The sequence below is a fragment of the Mycoplasma tracheobuteonis genome (assembly GCF_054456995.1).
On the sequence record NZ_JBTKTG010000002.1, the window covers coordinates 25,485 to 43,311 of the forward strand.

The window sequence follows — 17,827 nt, forward strand, 5'->3', positions numbered from 1 at the left end:
CACTAAATAAAACCTATTGTAAAATCATTTATTTTTGATATCATTTAAGAGTAAAGAGATTTCATTCATAAATCATTTTATACTAGGAATTAGTTGGCAACAGCTAATTCCTTTTTATGGAGGTTTAGTACAATGGTAGTATAGTAGTCTCCAAAACTAATGATAAGGGTTCGATTCCTTTAACCTCCGCCATATCAACGAAGTTAGCGCACAGCTAACTTTTTTGTTAAATTTGATAGAATTAAATTGTATTAAATAAAGGAGGCACATATGGATGCTGGACAAATTGTAGGAATTGTATTTGGTTCTATATTTGGATTAATATTTTTAATTATATTAATTGCAGCTATAGTCAAATCAATTGTAATAGTGCAAGAAACAAACTTTGTTATTATTCAAAGACTTGGAAAATATCATAAAACACTAAGAAAAGGATTACATTTTATTATTCCTTTCTTAGATCGCAAAGCTTTAGTTGAAAACTTTAAAGAAAAAGTTATGGATTTCCCTGCTCAAAGTGTAATCACTAAGGATAATGCTACTATTAAGGTTGATACAGTAATTTACCTTAAAATAGTTGATGCTGAATTATTTGCTTATGGAGCAGAAAGACCTTGATTAGCTATCGAAAACCTAACAGCTACAACATTACGTAACCTAATTGGTGAAATCGAACTTGATGAATCACTTACTTCAAGAGAAATTATTAATGCTAAACTAACTAAAATTTTAGATGATGCAAGTGATCCTTGAGGAATTAAAGTAAATCGTATTGAAATTCAAAACATTATTCCACCACGCGAAGTTCAAGAAGCTATGATTAGACAAATGCAAGCAGAAAGAGACAAACGTGCTAACATCTTAGAAGCAGAAGGTATTAGACAAAGCCTTATCCTTAAAGCACAAGGTGAAAAAGAAAGCACAATTCTTAATGCTGAAGCTGAAAAACAACAAGCAATTTTAGCTGCTGAAGCCGAAAAACAAAAACGTATTCTTGAAGCCCAAGGGGAAAAAGAAGCTATTGAATTAATTAATTCAGCTGGGATAAATGAAGCATTCTTAAGACTAAAATCAATTCAAGAATGAAGCGAAATCGCCAATGGCAAAGCTACAAAAATCATTTTACCACCTAACTTAGCTGATGTTGCTAGTGTAGTAGCAGCAGGTGCTGAAATATTTAAATCAGAAAAATAGTTTCTAAGCATCAGTTTATCTGGTGCTTTTTTGTACAAAATGTATAATTTAAATATAAACAAAAATGGATTATTAGAAATTAATAATTTATACAAAAAACAAGTAAAAACTTTAATTAAAAAACAGAAGGAATAAATATGAAAATAAATAAAATACTTTTACCTCTATTAGCAAGTACTATATGTGCACCATTTGTTGCTGTACAATGTTCAAAAGAAAAACCAGATAACAACAATAATCAAGAAAAAATCGATAGTCCAACAACTAATAAACAAACTGAAGAAACAAAAACAAGTGTGATTACTACAATAAAAAGTATTGCAAGTATGAATACACCTATTAAAACTATTATGACTACTCTAAAAGAAAACTTTCCAGCTATGCAACAAGCTGTGGTTAAAAAATTCTCTAACGAGAATGACATTCCATATGAATTAACTGAATTCATGGAATTTATAAAAAATATCATAACTTTAGATATAAATCAAATGGGCGATGATATTCCTAAATACATGATTCCTGGTTCACATGGAAGCACATTTACTAAGCAGTCACTTGTAAATAAATTAAATAACATATTTCTTGCTAACTTGCAATAATTCTAAATTTGCCTTTTGGGGCATTTTTTTCCTGAGTTTCGGAGTTTCGGACTAAAAAATATTCAAATTTTGTTAAAAATTTAGATTCATATATCATAGATATATGGGTCTTTTTAATTACTTGAAAAATTTTTATTTTTTTACTTGTATTACTTGTATAAAATGATATAATAAGGGCATGGCTAATAAATTTATAGTAATTAAACACAAGAGAAAAGACCACACTTATATTTCTGTAGCAACCTCAAATGGATACGGAAAAGGATATGGAAATCAAGTAGGAATTGGTAGACTAGAAAAATTAGAAGAATTAAGTTCTGATCCGATTAATGTAATCAAGAGTGTTTGCGACACATTAAGTGTTGATGATTCCAAAGAAAAAATTAAACAAACAATAATGTTTGCCTTAAATTCTTCTAAAACAGAAGTTTACAATGTAAACTATGGAATTAACATTTTATATGATGTTATCGATAAATTCGAAATCTTTAATGCATTGCCTAAAACAAGACATAAAGACTTAGAAAAATTATTGAAATACACAATTGCAAGCAGAATAATAGATGCAAAAAGTTATATTTCTATGCATAAAAATAAGTATAAATATGAAGATGCTCCAAACACAAGTAAAGATAGTTATTATGCCTTATTGGATTTAATTAACGAAAACAAAAAGCCTATCCTTAATCAAATCAATGAAAAAGTTATGAAAAATACATCAAGAAAAGTCGAATTAGTTTTCTATGATTCAACAACAATGTATTTTGAAAGTTTTTCACGTTCAGGTCTTAGACATAGTGGATACTCTAAAGATGGAAAATTCAAAGAAGATCAAGTTGTTGTTGGAATGGCGACTGATGAAAATGGTATTCCAATTCATTTTAAGACTTTCAAAGGTAACACAGCTGATGCAAACACATTTATTCCATTTGTTTTAGAAATGCTCAGAACTTATGAAATTAAAAATGTAACAATTATCGCAGATAAAGGTATATCTACATCTAGAAATCTAAGATTTTTAGAGCAAAAAGGAATTGATTATATTATTTCTTATAGATTAAAAGCTGGGACAAAAGCTTTTAAAGAATATGTCTTAGACGAAACTAATTATCAAGGAAACGAAGATTTCAAATTTAAAGAACAGGAAGTGGTTTCTCTATATAATAAAAAACGTCCTAATGGTATTGTTAGACGTAGAATAGTTACTTATAGCAAGAAAAGAGCTTTAAAAGATAAAGCTGACAGACAAATTTTGATAGACAATTTCAATAAAATTAAAAATAAAAATGGGCTTGTTGAAGCCTCAAAACTTACAAGTGGTAAGAAATATAGATTTTTCAAGAAGATAGGAAATTCATTTTACGAATTAGATAATGAAAAATTAAATCAAGATAGCAAATTAGATGGATTTTACATCTATGAAACATCAAGACACGATCTAAAAACCGAGGATATTGTCAGCACTTATGCAAAACAATGACAAATTGAAGAGAACTTTAGAACAATGAAATCATCTCTTCAAGTTAGACCTATGTATGTTTGAACTGATAATCATATAAATGCACACTTAGTGCTATGCTTTATATCACTAGTAATAATAAAATTCCTTATTCATAAGGTAAATTCAACATTACTACAAACAGGTGTGATCGATAAGTTTTCTAATGATAGAGTAATAAATGCTATTAAATCAGCAGAAAAAGTAGTCAAAGTTGTAGATGGTGATGTAAAAGAAGAAATTTACATCAAAAATACACAAAATTCTGAATATCTTACAGATTATGAAACTATAGAAACTATATTTAAGAAATTTGTACAAGTAATTTAGAATATAAAAACACGAATATCTCTAAAAAACAGGGCTATTCGTTTTTTAATGTTTTAAAACTCCGAAACTCGGGAAATTTGCCTTTTGGGGCATTTTTTTATATCTTTTCTCTAACAAAATAATAAAAATATCCCTATGATATAGGGATAAAAATATAAGTTATTTGCTTTCTTCTTGATCGATATATTTTGCAGCATCTTTAAGTTGTACACTAAAGAAGTTTGTAACTCCACGTGTTTGCATTGTTGCAGCAAATAATGAATCAACTCTTGACATTGTTCCTGTTCTGTGTGTTATAACAATGAATTGAGTTTGACTCTTAAGTTCTTGTAAGTATTCTGCATATCTAATAACATTAGCTTCGTCTAATGCAGCCTCAACTTCGTCAAGGATACATAATGGTAATGGACGTGCTCTTAAGATAGCAAATAGTAATGAAATAGCAATAAGTGCTTTTTCACCACCTGAGAATAATCTAAGGTTTTTAACACTTTTTCCAGGAGGTTGAGCGAAGATTGAAATTCCTGATTCAAGTACATTGTTAGGATCAATAAATCTAACTTCAGCTGAACCACCACCAAACATTGATTTAAACACAGTATTAAATTCTTTATTAACATCGTTAACTACATTTGTTAATCTTGTTACGATGATCTTATCAAGTTCAGCTATAGCTTCCATTAGGATATTTCTTGTTGAAATTAATTCATCTCTATCAGCTACATATCTATCGTAACGTTCTTCTACTGATTCAAGTTGTTCGATAGCTTCTAAGTTAACTGCACCTAATTCAGAAATTTGAGAACGTAATTCAGATACTAATTCTCTAGCTTTTTCTACAGGAATTTCTAGTTTGTAGTTAGCTTCAGCATATTCAATTGTGTATGAATATTGGCTCGCTAATCTTTCACGGTAGTTTCTTAAATTGATTTCTGAATTTTTGTATAAAGCTATTTTATTAGTAAATGTATTGTTTAACTCATTTAATGTTGTTTGTGTTTGGTTTAATACATCACTTAAGTGAACTAATTCAGCATCAAGCGTTTCTAAGAATTGTGTCTTGATTGTTAAATCGTTTTTAACGATTGTGTAATCTTTTAATAATTCATTTCTTTCACTTGTAAGTACTGATGGAGATACCTCATCACGATTGATGTTTGATAAATCTGCTTTAGATTTAAACTCATCGAGTTCTTTTTCAAGTTGGCTAATTGTTAAGTATTCTTGACGTAATTCAAATTTGTATTCATTTAAAGCTGTGTTAACACGCGAAATTTCAGTGTTGTGTTTTTCGATTAAAGCTTCGTTGTTTTGAATAATATTTGTAAGTGAAGGTAATAATTGTTGTAATTGTGCGATTTTTTCATCTAGACCAATGATGTTATCGCTTTCTTGAGCTGTTCCCCCAACAATAACTCCCCCTACACGGATAATGTCTCCTTCTAAAGTTACAACCATGTATTTACGTTCTAAGATATTTGAAATTTGGTTAGCTGTTTCAATATCTTGTACCACAACTACATTTCCAAGTAAGAATTTAGCAAGAACATCGTATTGTGGATCGTATTCAACTAAATCAGAAGCAACTCCGATAAATCCAACGTGATTTGAAGCAACTAATAAATAGTCATCACGCACAAATTTTTCTTTAATTGATGTTAAAGGAATGAAAGTAGCTCTACCACCATTATTTTTCTTAAGGAATTCAACTGCTTTTACAGCTGTATTAGGAATATCTACAACAATGTGTTGTGAAGCATTTGCTAAAATTGCTTCTATTGCTAGAGTGTAGTCAGGTTGTACTTTAATTAAGTCTCTAACTAGACCTTTATAACCTCTAAAGTTTGAAGCATTATCAACAATTGTTCTAGTTCCTTTAAATAAGTTAGTTTTCTTATTCTTTGTTTCATTAAGAATTTGAAGGTTTGTATTTACTTCTGTATATTTTGTTTGAGCATTTTTAAGGTCGATTTGAAGTGAGTTTACTTTAGATGAAAGATCTCTAACTTTATTTTCTTCATCTTGCACCTTATTGTTTAAGTTTTTTGAAGTTTCTTTATGGTATTGGATGTTTTGTTCTAATTCAATAACTTTAGTAGCATATGCACGAGCTGTTTCTTCATTTCCAGCTTGCATTTCACCACTAGCAATAAGTTCCATACGAGCATTTTGCTTTGTGATTACAACTTCTAAGTTTTCTAAACGTGATTTAATAGCTGATTGTTTACCATTTAAAGAAGCGATTTCTTTAGTTAACTCATTTTTTTCAATTCTTTTTTCACCAATTTGACGTTGGTATTTATTAATTTGAACTAAGTATGAGTCTTTAGTTTCTTCAACTCCTGTAAGTTCTTTAGATAAAGCTTCATAAGTTTTTTCATTAGCTCTAATTTCGTGAGCTAAGTAAGCAACTTCAACTTTTTTTAGTTCACGACTTTTATCTCTATATATAAGAGCTTTTTCTGCTTGTTTTCTTAATGGAACTAGTTGTTTTTCTAATTCAGTAATAGTAGGTTCAATCTTGCTAATTGAAGCATCAGCGCTTTGTAATAATCTTAATGATTCAGTTTTCTTGAATTTAAATTTTGAAACACCTGCTGCTTCTTCAAAGATAGCTCTACGTTCTTCATCTGAAGATTCAGCAATATCTGAAACTGTACCTTGAGAAATAATTGCAAGAGAACTCTTTCCGATTCCTGTTTCCATCGCAATTGACTTAATGTCTTTAAAACGACAAGGTTTTCCATTTAAGTAGTAATTATTAATTCCTTTTCCACGGAATAATTCACGAGTAATAACAACTGTGTCATCATCAATTGAATTATCAGAATCTTTGTTATCAAATGTTAGAGTAACACGGGCAAAATCCATAGGTTTTGCTGTTTTAGATCCAGCAAAAATTAAATCTTGCATTGAATCACCACGCATTTCTTTAGAACTTTGTTCACCTAGAACTCATTTAATAGCATCGTTGATGTTACTTTTACCAGAACCATTAGGTCCAATAATACCAGCTACACCACCATCAAAACGTAATACAATTGGCTCAGCAAATGATTTAAAACCATGTGCTTCTATTTTAATTAATTTCATTTTAGACTCCTTATATAATATAATCCTTTAACTTTTTCAATGCATCTTTAGCTGCATTTGTTTCAGCTTCTTTTTTGCTATTTCCAACTCCAACACCATAGATTTGATTATCATGGATTGCTTGAGCTTGGAAAGTTATGTGATTGTTATCTTGAGAAAGTTGGATGGTATTATATACAATATTTTCTTTAGACATACTTTGGAAGTATTCTTGTAAAACTCCTTTAGGGTCTTTATTATCCTCATCATGTAGTTTTATCATTCTTTCTTTTAAATAACGATAAACAAATTCAGCAGCTTTTTTCATTCCTTGATCAATGTAGATTGCTCCTACCATTGATTCAAATGAGTCTGCTTGTACCTTAGGACTAGCAATAACTGCTTCACGCATTTTACCAGGCCCTGTTCTTAATATATCTATAAGTCCCATTTCTCTAGAGACATATGATAAGTATCCCGTACCAACAGATTGAGATCTTAATCTAGTTAGATTACCTTGTGGTAAATTTGGATAAGCCTTATACATAAAACTAGAAGTTAAAAACTGTAAAATAGCATCACCTAGAAATTCTAATCTTTCATAATTATTATTTTCTTGGCGATTAAAACTTGGGTGAGTTGTTGCTAAGATAAAAGGTTCCATTGAGTTTGGAACTATATCGTGTTCATCAAAAAATTCTTGTAAAGATTTTATTTTTTTAATCATTATTTTCTTCCACCTTAACTGAATCTTTTAACTTTTCTAATAAATTAGCATCTAAAGCTTGCTTCATATTATTTAACGCATTGTAGTAAGCAAGTGCATCACTACTTCCATGTGCTTTAAGTGCTAAAGCATTTACTCCAATAACTCAAGCACTTGCCACTGATCTATAATCTAATTTAGAAGCAACACCTTTAAAAGCTGGCTTAAGTAATAGAGCACCTATTTTTCTTCAAAAACTTGTTTTTATTTCTTCCTTCAACATATATTTAAAAGTTGAAATCGCGCCTTCATAACTTTTAATCATGATATTACCTGCATATCCATCAGTAAGTACAATATCACTATTACCTTTAAATAAAGATTTTGGTTCCATAAATCCTAAATATTCAAATTCACTTGCTTGTTTTAGCTTTTCGTGTGCTTCTTGAGTAGTAGCATTACCTTTATAATCTTCAGTTCCGATATTAATTAAAGCAACTTGAGGACGAGCAAGAACAAACATTGATTTACAATATGCTGTAGCTAATTGAGCTCATTCAACTAAGTACTCAGTTTTTGTTTCTAAATTAGCTCCAACATCTAAAATAACAAATTTACGATTATTGCTTGCTGTAGCTATCGGCATGAATGCTGGACGTGAGACACCTGGAAGCCTTTTAGCCTTTAGTGTAAGTGAAGAAATATAAGTTCCACTATCACCACTTGATAAAATAGCATCAGCTTCTTTATTTAATACTAAACCTAAAGCTTGATTCATTGATGTATCTTCCATCATAGACTTTCTAATATTTCTAGGATCAGAAGGTTTATTTGGATTATGAATTAATTCTAAATTGCTTGAATCATTTAATTCTTTTACTTTTTCGATATCACCAACAAGTTTAACTAGCACATCTGGATTTTCACTTGCAAATCTTTGTGCTCCTAAAAAACATTCTAAAACACCTTTATCGTTTCCGTTAGCATCAAACGCAATTGTATATTTATATTCCATTATTCAATCCCTATTAAGAATTGATATGTTGGTTGGTTTCCTTCAACAATATCAACTTCACAGTCATATGTTGCATTGATGTAGTTTGATACTTCTTCAGCTTCTCCTAAGTTACTTTCATCTCCATAGTAAATAGATACAAGTTCACTTGAAGGTTTTACTGTTGTTTTAAGTATTGCTTTAACAGCAGCCATAACACTTGTGTGTGCTGAAATGATTTTTCCATCAACAATTGCTAAATATGAACCATTCTTAATTTTTACACCATTTAATGTAGTATTTCTAATTGCTTTAGTAACTTCTCCAGTAACTACTGTAGCAATAGATTCTTCAATCATTTCAATGTTTTCTTCAGCTGTAAAATCGTGATTGAAGTTCAGCATTGCTGTAATTCCTTGCATTTGTGATTTAGTAGGAATAACTACAACATTCTTGTTATCTATAACTTGTGCTACTTGTTGAGCTACTAAAATAATGTTTGAGTTATTTGTAAGCACAAAAACTGTTTCAGCATTAACGTTATTAATTGCATTAATTAGATCTTGGGCAGAAGGGTTTTGTGTTTGACCACTTTCTACAATAAAGTCACAGCCAAGTTCTTTCATACGCTTTACGATTCCACTACCTAAGTTACATGAAACAACACCACATGTTTTTCTTGTTTCATTATTTTGAGCTTCTTGTTTCATTTTTTCAGCATTAGCTTTTGAGTAGTTAGCTTGTAAAGTCATGTTTTCAGATTTAATCTTGATAAATTCGCCATATTCTTGAGCTAGGTTTAATAATTTTCCTGGTTTAATAGCATGTCCATGAACCTTAACCAAGTTATCATCATTAACAACAACTAAAGAATTAGCAATTTTTTCAAGACGTTTTGTAAAACTTTCTTTATCAAACTTTTCAGGATTATCTAAATCGATAAGAACTTCTGTACAGTATCCAAATTCACCTTCATAAACTTCAGTTTCACTTATAAAGTTATTGATGTTATTATCTTCTTCAGAAATAGCTACAAAACGATCGTGTAAGGCTTCATTAATTCCTCAAAGAATTGTATAAAGTCCTTCACCACCACTATCTGTAACTCCTACTTCTCTAAGTGTCTTAAGTTTATTTGGAGTTTCATCACAACTTTTACGAGCAAATTCAAGTGCCTTTTCAAAGAAAGTAACATAAGATACTTCTTTTCCACTAAATTCAGCTTTTAGATATTCTGTAGTTTCTCTTATAACTGTAAGAATTGTTCCTTCAACAGGTTTAAAGACTGATTTGTAAGCTCTAGCTGTAGCTCCTTCAAAGGCTTGAATTAAATCAGCAGTATTTAAAACATCTTTATCAGCTGTACCTAATGCAAACCCTTTAAAAATTTGTGAAAGAATAACTCCTGAATTACCTCTGGCTTCATAAATCATATCGTGAGCCATATTACTTAAAATTTTTGAAACAGATTCATTAGCGTTTGCTTCTAAATTAGCAACTGTTGTTGCAATTGTAGAAGCCATATTTGTTCCAGTATCACCATCAGGGACAGGGAAGACATTTAATGCATCAATCTTGTTTTTAGCATTTACTAAAGCATTAGCTCCAGAAATTAACGCTTTAGATAAAACTTCACCATTTAAAATCATATTATCCTGCATTATTTACTCCTTTAATTATTACGGTTAAATTTAATAACTTCAATTTCTTCTTCTTTAAAGCAAAATCAATCTGCTTAAATAATTGTGTAACAATAAATTTAGCTGATACACCATCAAGGATTGAAAATGCTAGTTGCAAACTTAATCCAGTTGAAGAAGTTGTGATGTTAATCATCTCTGGTAAAAGAGTTGTGCATTCATCAGCATCTTCGCATGATTTATCTAAATCTAAAGTTGGTTTATGTAATTTAACTATCCCAGGAACTGCAGATAATGATTCAATACATATTTGTCTGATTTCTGAAATTTCCATATATTTTCTCCATTTTTAATTAGTTCTTATATTTTACCTTATTTTTCAATATATACTATAGTATATATTTAGCTTTAAAATCGCACTAAAAGTCTTAAAAATTAGAGAGATTTATCACAAAAGAATATAATTAAAATATGGTTAGTATCGAGAAAGCAGTGGTTACGCAAATTCAAGAATATGAAGATAATAAATTCCTAGTTTCATTCTTTAGTTCTAGGGGTTATTTTACACTTTATGCTCAAGGTTTGCATAAACCACAATCAAAAAACCGAAGCAACTTAATTATTGGTTCAGTTGTAGAAATTGAATACTTTAAAGCTAGATTCGATACTAAAGTGGGCAAACTTAAAAAAGCTACTATTATTAAACTTTTTGATATTAGTAATATAACTAATGCAATGTTTTTTACTAAGTTAGCTAAAATTTTTTCTTATATTAAATCGCAAAATCATATTTTCTTAGAATACGATAGATACTTCTATGACATAGGCAAATATGACAATAATAGGATATTAGTATACTTTATTGCTCAACTACTCGTGCATCAAGGTTTTTGTAATTATTTTAATAAATGCAGAATATGTGGAAGCACTAGAAACTTTATATCATTTAATATCGCATATGGTGGATTTATATGTTTTAAACATGATAACGAGGAGCCAGATATGGATATAAAATTACTTCAATGTATCTGATCTTCATTTCATAGTCTTAATTCTTATATTTTTCAAACCACAGATTCAATTAATAAATACATTTTAAGCACTTATTTGCACTTTCTTTATCAACAAGGAATTTATATTTCAAATTAATAAAAAGAAGCTTGCGCTTCTAATTATTTAACAATTTAAATAGTCTAACAATTTCCTCAATTTGTAATTGTTGAATGCGAATATTATCATTATAACCCATACTTTCGTAAGCTTTTAAAATTTTATCTTTAGGATATTTACTACTTAAAGCATATGAAAGTTTTTTTCTTCTATTTGCAAAACATAATTTAAAGAAATCTTTAATTTCATTTCAATCTTGAGAGGTTACTTCAGGTCTGAATACAAGCGAAATAATTGCTGAATCTACCTTTGGTGCAGGAATAAAACACCCTCTCGGTACTATAAATTCAATTTTACACTCTGCTAAAAATTGAGCTGACACGGAAAGCTTTGAATAATCACTTGTATTAATTTTGGCACAAATTCTTTGTGCAACTTCTTTTTGTACCATTAAAAGTACACCCTTAAATTTTTCTTTATGTTCAAATACTTTAAATAAAATATCAGTTGTAATGTAATATGGTATGTTAGCTATTAAATAAACATCATTTATGCTAGATAAATCTGCCTCAAGGAAGTCTTGATGGATAAGATGAAATTTTGCATCTTTAATTTCACTTGTTAGAACATCAACCATATCTTGATCTATTTCATATGAAGTAACACTTTTAGCACTAGGTAGTAGTGCTTTTGTTAAAGCACCACGACCTGGTCCGATTTCTAAAACATCTTGATCTGTGATAGGAAAAACATTGACAATTTTGTTGATAATATTATTATCTTGCAAGAAATTTTGACCAAATTCTTTCTTGGCGAAACGTGGTTGATTATTTTTCATCTTTAAGTCCAAATAAATTTCTTAAATTGCGATTAATTCTATCAACAAATTTTTCCATCCCCACTTGCTTTATCCCAGCCATGTAGTATGCTACAAAAAGCACTGTATTAGGCTCATTTAGTTCGCCAGTATAAGGATGAACTCTTAAATAAGGCGCATCAGTTTCAGTCAACATACGTTCTAGAGGTAGATATGAAATAACTTCTCTTGCTTGATTATTGGTTCCATACGTTATAGAACCACTGAATGAAAAGTATAAATTAGGAAATTGCTCAAATTTTTTAGCTCACTGTAAACTTCCACTATATGTATGTAACATACATCTAGTGCTTGGATATTTGCTTAAAATATCAAATGCATCTTGATAAGCTTGATCACATCCTTCTTTGTCCCGAATATGAATAACTACAGGTAAATTATGTTTATTAGCTAAAATAATTTGATTCGTTAATGAATCAATTTGATTTTGTCTAGTAGGAGCATCTTCGTAAAAGTAATCAAGCCCCACTTCACCAATTCCAACAACTTCAGGTGTTAAAAGTTCTTCTACTTGCTTATAGTCGTTTCCATCAACTCCTGATTCAGGATGTATACCTATAACAGGCTTTATAACATCATACTTTTTAGCAAGTTCTAATACTTCTTTATTTTCTTCTGGATGACCACCATTTACAATTAAAAAATCTATTCTATTGTGATGCGCTTGTTCAACAATCATATCAATGATATCGGGTGACTTATAATAAGTTAAACTAATGTGACTATGCGCATCTACAAATTTATTGCGTTTTTTTCCCATATTATTTACCTAAACAGAAATTAGAAAACATTACATCTAATAAATCTTCTCTGTTTACATTTCCTTTTATATTTTGAAGTGCATCTCAAGCAGCATAAAGATCCACAATAACTACATCAAATGTATAATACATCTTAAGTGAGTTAGAAGCATTTTTTAAGCATTCTAAAGCTTGCTTAATCAATGATAGTTGTCTTGTATTTGAAAAAATTCTTTCATCAAAAATATCTATGTTTGCAAAATTAGCAACTAAAGCTTGTTCTAGGGCTGATATATTATTATTAAGCGCTGAAATTTTAACTACATTTGGATCATTATTTTCACTATCTAAATCAATTTTATTTAAAACCTTGATATAAAACTTTTCAAGTTCTTTTGCACGTGCTTCAACCTGAGCATCAAATTCATCTACACCTTGCACAGTGTCGATTACGTGTACGACAAGGTCTGATTTTTCAATTTGTTCAAGCGATTTTTTAATTCCAATTTGCTCTATTTTTTCATCAGTTTTTCTTAAACCAGCTGTATCAACTAGCTTAAATAACATATCATTTATTTTATAAGTTGCTTCAACTAAATCACGTGTAGTTCCTGCAATATCTGTAACAATTGCTTTGTCTTCAGAAAGAAGACTGTTTAAAATACTACTTTTTCCAACGTTAGGTTTACCTAAAAAAGCTACTTTAACACCTTCAAAAACGTAACGTGAGTCTTCTGAAATTTTAACAATTTGACTAAGCTTGCTAATTAATGTTTGAAGTTTATCTTGCATTACTGAGTTATCAATATTTTCGATATCTTCATACTCTGGATAATCAATATTAACTTCACAAGTTCCGATCAATAAAGCTATCTCAGTAAGGAAATCATCAATCATTGTTGAAGTCTTACCTTTGAATTTATTAACAGAAGCACTTGCTTGTGAGGCTGTTTGAGCCATAATTAGGTCATGAATGGCTTCAGCTTTAACTAAGTCCATTTTTCCATTTAGAAATGCTCTACGTGTAAATTCTCCACGTTCTGCTAATCTAGCCCCATTTTGAAGTAACAATTCTAAAACTTTATTTGTTACTATAATTCCGCCGTGGCAGTTAATTTCGATTAATGGTTCTCCTACATAATTATTATAAATCGTTGATCCATCTTGTTGTGTTTTTCCAAGAAATCACATTACAAGGACTTCATCTACTAAAGTGTCTCCATCATAAATATGACCATAAGTTATATTATGGTCACTTCCCATTCTTCCTTTATATATTTTTGAAATAATTTGTTTTACATCAGGGCCAGCTAGTCTAACTATAGAAATAGGTTGATTAACATGTGAACCTGAGCTAATTGCTGCTATATTATCATACATAGCTATATTTTATTAAATTAATCATATAAGTTAAACAAAAAACCACATCAACTAGTGTGATGATATGTGGTTAATTTGCTTGATCTTGCTTTTTGGCATCCAGTGCTTTTGATTCATCTGAATATAAGAGTTTTTTAATTCTTAATTTAGGTGTGGTGTTTTCTTCAATATATTTTAATGGTAGTGTTGTTCAACACAATCAATCAAATACCTTAACTCTTAGAGAACGATTATTAATTTTTTTGTTGGTATATAAATTTTCATTTAGTGTTATAGGTATTAAAATTTCTTTTTTAACCTTTTTAGGAATTAGTTCGCTTAATTCATTTCACAAAAGAGCACTATATTTATTTTTTTTCATCAGTTCCCAAGTTAACGATGTTTCATGATTATCTTGCTCGTTGTATTCTTTTTCTAAATTATTTAAGGCATTTATATTAAATAAATAACATATAGCAATTTTTATCAAATTTTCATATTTTTCTTTATATTGAGCAAAATCAATTATCACTAATTTATCTCTATTTATAATCACTTCTGTTTCATTTTTATCATCATTACTGAAATAAGAATATGAAAAATTAGCCAATTGATCACTATTTAAGCCTAATTCAATGCTAATTAAATTATTATTATTAAATTCTTTCAAACCTATTGGACCAATTAAATCTTCATTATATTTTTTATTCAACTCTTCTTTAGCTAATTTTCACTCTTCGATTGTTGCTTTAGGCGTGCTATCGAAAAAAGCTCAATTCCAATCTCATATAATATGATTAAGTTGTTCTGACTTATTATCGTTTTTTATTTCTTTTGTTTTTTTAGCTTCACAGTTATCCTGAATTTTTGGTAGTTCAATTACTTCTTCTATTCGTGGATAATTATTGTCATCAAAGTCAAATAAATCAATTATCGAATTAGAATATTTAGTTTTATTTTTTAAAAGATCTCACATATTAGTGTTTTTTAATCTAGAAAAGTAAGAAGAATCATCAATTAATTCTGGATTTATAAGATATGCACTAGGCAAAATAATTGATTTCAGTACATCACTAAAGCTTTGTTTATATATGTAACTGTCTCTTACTTCATTTGTGTCGATCGATTTTATAAGTTCTAAAACGTAGTTTATGTAATTATTAAAAAGAACTTTAAACACAAATTTTTGACTCTGACTTTCTAGATAAAAAAAGTTATCTAATATAAAATATTCTAATTTTTCTTGATCACTTTTATTTCGCAAATCAATTTGCTTTCAATCTAATTTTGTATCTGAAAGGTTATTACTACGCAATCCTCTAATAATATAAATTAATATTTCCTTATATCAGGCTTGATATTTAAATTTTTCGTAATAATTTAATATTTCATCTAATTTATTTCAATCAATGAAAATAGTTGAATTTATAGAAATATACATTTCTTTTAGATAGAGCATTTTAAATGTTGCTGATAATTTTCTATTAATTTCCTTTATGATTTCTACATTCGACTTTTTTATTTCATTGTATTTTTGTGCTAGCTTATCATTATCAAATAATTCAGATCCATTTAATATAAGACGTTCTTCTAATTCCTTATATTTGATATTAGAATTTTTTGCGATATTTTTAGTTTCACAAGAAGGTGATGAAACACAAGATAAAATACTAGTACTGAATGTTAATGTGCTTATAATAAGTATTTTTCTTTTTGTTTTCATACTATTCAACCTCTCTTATATATGTTATTTTCATATTATTTGTAGCATATCTAACATAAGCATTTCTTAAGAATTTCAAAAATCCATTGATTTTTGAGCATCATTTTAATATTAACGCCATTTAGTCCAAAGGTAAATAACTTAATCAACTTCAATTATTTAGCTTTATTATGCGCACTACTAATTTAAGTGAATACCCTCTTTATATCTACTATCTAAATGATGTTTTAAACTTATGCTTTCTATATACATAATTATATTTTTTTACAATATAAATATCTCAAAATAAGCCAATTTGTGGAAAATTTTCATATTTTCCACTTTTTTCTAATATCGATGGGGTTTTAGATTTTTCAAAAAGCTTAAAATGGATTAATATCACAGTGATATAATTTAAAATATTAAGCAAGAAATGATAAAAAATGCTGTATTTTAATCATTTATTTGTCTCATTTTTATGCTTAATTTTCATATAAATTAAGGTGGTTTTATGGGACAGAAAAAAGAATATACACGTCAAAAAATTAAAAGTTCATTACTTGCTTTCGGCTTTTTATATAAAATCAAGAAACCTTGACAAAAAATTTTAGTAATGACAATTATCGGAACTATAATGGGCTTATTTGGGGTACTTCTGCTCCAAAATACAGGGCTTTACGCCTTGGGGCTAGAGGCATTTGGTCAAGGGATCGGTAGTTTCTTCCTTTACTACATACAATCAAAGAACCCTGATTCACATCTAGGATATATTGTATTTAACCTTTGTTTCTGATTAATTTACTTTATCCTAAATATTCCGTTGCTAGTTTTATCTTGAAAAAAGATTTCGCATAGTTTTACCATTTATACAGGATACTATTTATTCATCTTTACATTAGCGGGGGTTGTATTTGGGTTTATACCTGGAATTAACGATGTTTATTTATTTACAAATCTTAAAGCAAATTCCCCAGATATTTTTGTAAGAAATGAAGTGCAAGTTGTTCTTTGAAACTATGATGCTGATTCAATTAAACATATGGCTATCTTCTTATATTCATTATGTTGAGGTATGTTACAAGGAATTGCTGCCGTTGCTTGCATTATAATTGGATCTTCAACAGGTGGATTTGATATCTATGGTATGTATATTGCTAAAGCAAAATTAAAAGATGTCGGAACAGTATTTTTATTCCTTAATTTCATTTCTTTAACTCTTGCTAACATAATGGGTTCATATGTACCTGCATCAATGTCTCTAAAAGGAGCTAACCTCACAGGAAACAATCCTTGAGCATTAGATATCTTTTTTAACTTAAATTATGTTTCAGGATTCTTTATGCTTCTTATAAATGCGTTTATTGTTAACATTACGTATCCAAAAAATAAATTAGTTCAAACTCAAATATTCTGTGATCGTCCATTTGAATTAATTGAACAAATAAATAAACTCTCAAACCGTACATATACATTTTCGATCGTTGAAGTTATAGGTGGGTATACCAGAACTAAAAAATATATGATTACTACTAATACTCAATATTTAGACGCAGCTGACTTATTCTTAGTTGCTAAAAAAATAAATAAAGACCTATTTATCTCCATTCTTGATCTAAAAAAAGGTGATGGATATATGTTTATTGAGAAATAATATATTGCCTCCTATCAGGAGGTTTTATTGCAAAAATTTTGTTGGTATTGCCCTTAAAATTAGGAAATTTTCTCTAAAAAGTGTTTATTATTTACTAAATTTCTTATATAATATAAAAGCATATGGGGCAGTACTCAAGAGGCTGAAGAGGTGGTCCTGCTAAGACTATAGGGGAGGCAACTCCCGCGGAGGTTCAAATCCTCTCTGTCCCGCCATTTATAAAAAATAGACTAGGCAACTAGTTTTTTTTATAAATTGGCTAGGTTTGTAAGTAAAAAATCATACAAATATGAAAAAAAATCAATATTTTCCACATTTCAATATTTTTATATGTATAAAAAATCTTTTTTGTTCT

At 29.0% G+C, this 17,827-nt stretch carries 14 protein-coding genes and 2 tRNA genes; 7 read left to right on the forward strand and 9 right to left on the reverse strand.

Annotated features, from left to right (window positions below):
* The first annotated feature begins 118 nt into the window (after positions 1-118).
* The 4 genes from ACX1M8_RS00845 to ACX1M8_RS00860 all read left to right on the forward strand — a co-directional run bounded on the left by ACX1M8_RS00845 (position 119) and on the right by ACX1M8_RS00860 (position 3,621).
* A tRNA-Trp gene (locus ACX1M8_RS00845) sits at positions 119-192 on the forward strand.
* Positions 193-270: 78 nt separating this feature from the next.
* Positions 271-1,194, forward strand: a complete 924-nt coding sequence (locus tag ACX1M8_RS00850) for an SPFH domain-containing protein (protein ID WP_458616246.1) — start codon at positions 271-273, stop codon at positions 1,192-1,194.
* 137 nt (positions 1,195-1,331) lie between these two features.
* Positions 1,332-1,793, forward strand: a complete 462-nt coding sequence (locus ACX1M8_RS00855) for a hypothetical protein (RefSeq protein WP_458834913.1) — start codon at positions 1,332-1,334, stop codon at positions 1,791-1,793.
* A gap of 178 nt (positions 1,794-1,971) precedes the next feature.
* Positions 1,972-3,621, forward strand: a complete 1,650-nt coding sequence (locus tag ACX1M8_RS00860) for an IS1634 family transposase (protein ID WP_458836601.1) — start codon at positions 1,972-1,974, stop codon at positions 3,619-3,621.
* A gap of 159 nt (positions 3,622-3,780) precedes the next feature.
* Here ACX1M8_RS00860 and ACX1M8_RS00865 read toward each other — a convergent pair whose 3' ends face one another.
* The 5 genes from ACX1M8_RS00865 to ACX1M8_RS00885 are packed head-to-tail and all read right to left on the reverse strand — an operon-like array spanning position 3,781 to position 10,367.
* The gene (locus tag ACX1M8_RS00865) at positions 3,781-6,714 is read right to left on the reverse strand and encodes an SMC hinge domain-related protein (protein WP_458807242.1); all 2,934 of its coding nucleotides are present in this window, start codon (positions 6,712-6,714) and stop codon (positions 3,781-3,783) included.
* A gap of 10 nt (positions 6,715-6,724) precedes the next feature.
* Positions 6,725-7,420 carry a ribonuclease III gene (gene rnc / locus ACX1M8_RS00870; RefSeq protein WP_458616249.1) on the reverse strand — a complete coding sequence of 232 codons (696 nt, stop codon included), beginning with the start codon at positions 7,418-7,420 and terminating at the stop codon, positions 6,725-6,727.
* The gene (gene plsX, locus ACX1M8_RS00875; protein ID WP_458836602.1) at positions 7,413-8,414 is read right to left on the reverse strand and encodes a phosphate acyltransferase PlsX; all 1,002 of its coding nucleotides are present in this window, start codon (positions 8,412-8,414) and stop codon (positions 7,413-7,415) included. Before plsX ends, rnc begins: the two co-directional genes overlap by 8 nt.
* Positions 8,414-10,054 carry a fatty acid kinase ATP-binding subunit FakA gene (fakA, locus tag ACX1M8_RS00880; protein WP_458798087.1) on the reverse strand — a complete coding sequence of 547 codons (1,641 nt, stop codon included), beginning with the start codon at positions 10,052-10,054 and terminating at the stop codon, positions 8,414-8,416. Before fakA ends, plsX begins: the two co-directional genes overlap by 1 nt.
* Complete coding sequence (locus ACX1M8_RS00885) at positions 10,044-10,367, reverse strand: hypothetical protein (RefSeq protein ID WP_458616252.1); 324 nt, start codon at positions 10,365-10,367, stop codon at positions 10,044-10,046. The genes fakA and ACX1M8_RS00885 overlap by 11 nt, the downstream gene beginning before the upstream one ends.
* A 137-nt stretch (positions 10,368-10,504) precedes the next feature.
* Between ACX1M8_RS00885 and recO the strand changes: the two genes are divergently transcribed.
* Positions 10,505-11,182: a DNA repair protein RecO gene (gene recO, locus ACX1M8_RS00890; RefSeq protein WP_458836603.1), complete on the forward strand. Its 678-nt coding sequence runs from the start codon at positions 10,505-10,507 to the stop codon at positions 11,180-11,182.
* A gap of 19 nt (positions 11,183-11,201) precedes the next feature.
* Here the strand turns inward: recO and rsmA are convergent, their stop codons facing one another.
* The 4 genes from rsmA to ACX1M8_RS00910 all read right to left on the reverse strand — a co-directional run bounded on the left by rsmA (position 11,202) and on the right by ACX1M8_RS00910 (position 15,842).
* Positions 11,202-11,981: a 16S rRNA (adenine(1518)-N(6)/adenine(1519)-N(6))-dimethyltransferase RsmA gene (gene rsmA, locus ACX1M8_RS00895; protein ID WP_458836604.1), complete on the reverse strand. Its 780-nt coding sequence runs from the start codon at positions 11,979-11,981 to the stop codon at positions 11,202-11,204.
* On the reverse strand, positions 11,971-12,780 hold the full coding sequence (locus ACX1M8_RS00900; RefSeq protein ID WP_458807237.1) for a TatD family hydrolase: 810 nt from the start codon (positions 12,778-12,780) through the stop codon (positions 11,971-11,973). Before ACX1M8_RS00900 ends, rsmA begins: the two co-directional genes overlap by 11 nt.
* A gap of 1 nt (position 12,781) precedes the next feature.
* Positions 12,782-14,140, reverse strand: coding sequence for a tRNA uridine-5-carboxymethylaminomethyl(34) synthesis GTPase MnmE (mnmE, locus tag ACX1M8_RS00905; protein ID WP_458807236.1), 1,359 nt, complete (start codon positions 14,138-14,140; stop codon positions 12,782-12,784).
* A gap of 70 nt (positions 14,141-14,210) precedes the next feature.
* Positions 14,211-15,842: a hypothetical protein gene (locus tag ACX1M8_RS00910; RefSeq protein ID WP_458836605.1), complete on the reverse strand. Its 1,632-nt coding sequence runs from the start codon at positions 15,840-15,842 to the stop codon at positions 14,211-14,213.
* Positions 15,843-16,332: 490 nt separating this feature from the next.
* On the opposite strand from ACX1M8_RS00910, the gene ACX1M8_RS00915 reads away from it, so the two are divergent.
* Both ACX1M8_RS00915 and ACX1M8_RS00920 read left to right on the forward strand, forming a co-directional pair.
* Entirely contained in the window at positions 16,333-17,472 is a 1,140-nt protein-coding gene (locus ACX1M8_RS00915; protein ID WP_458807262.1) for a YitT family protein, read from the forward strand.
* A gap of 124 nt (positions 17,473-17,596) precedes the next feature.
* Positions 17,597-17,687: transfer RNA gene (locus tag ACX1M8_RS00920), tRNA-Ser, on the forward strand.
* Positions 17,688-17,827: the final 140 nt, after the last annotated feature.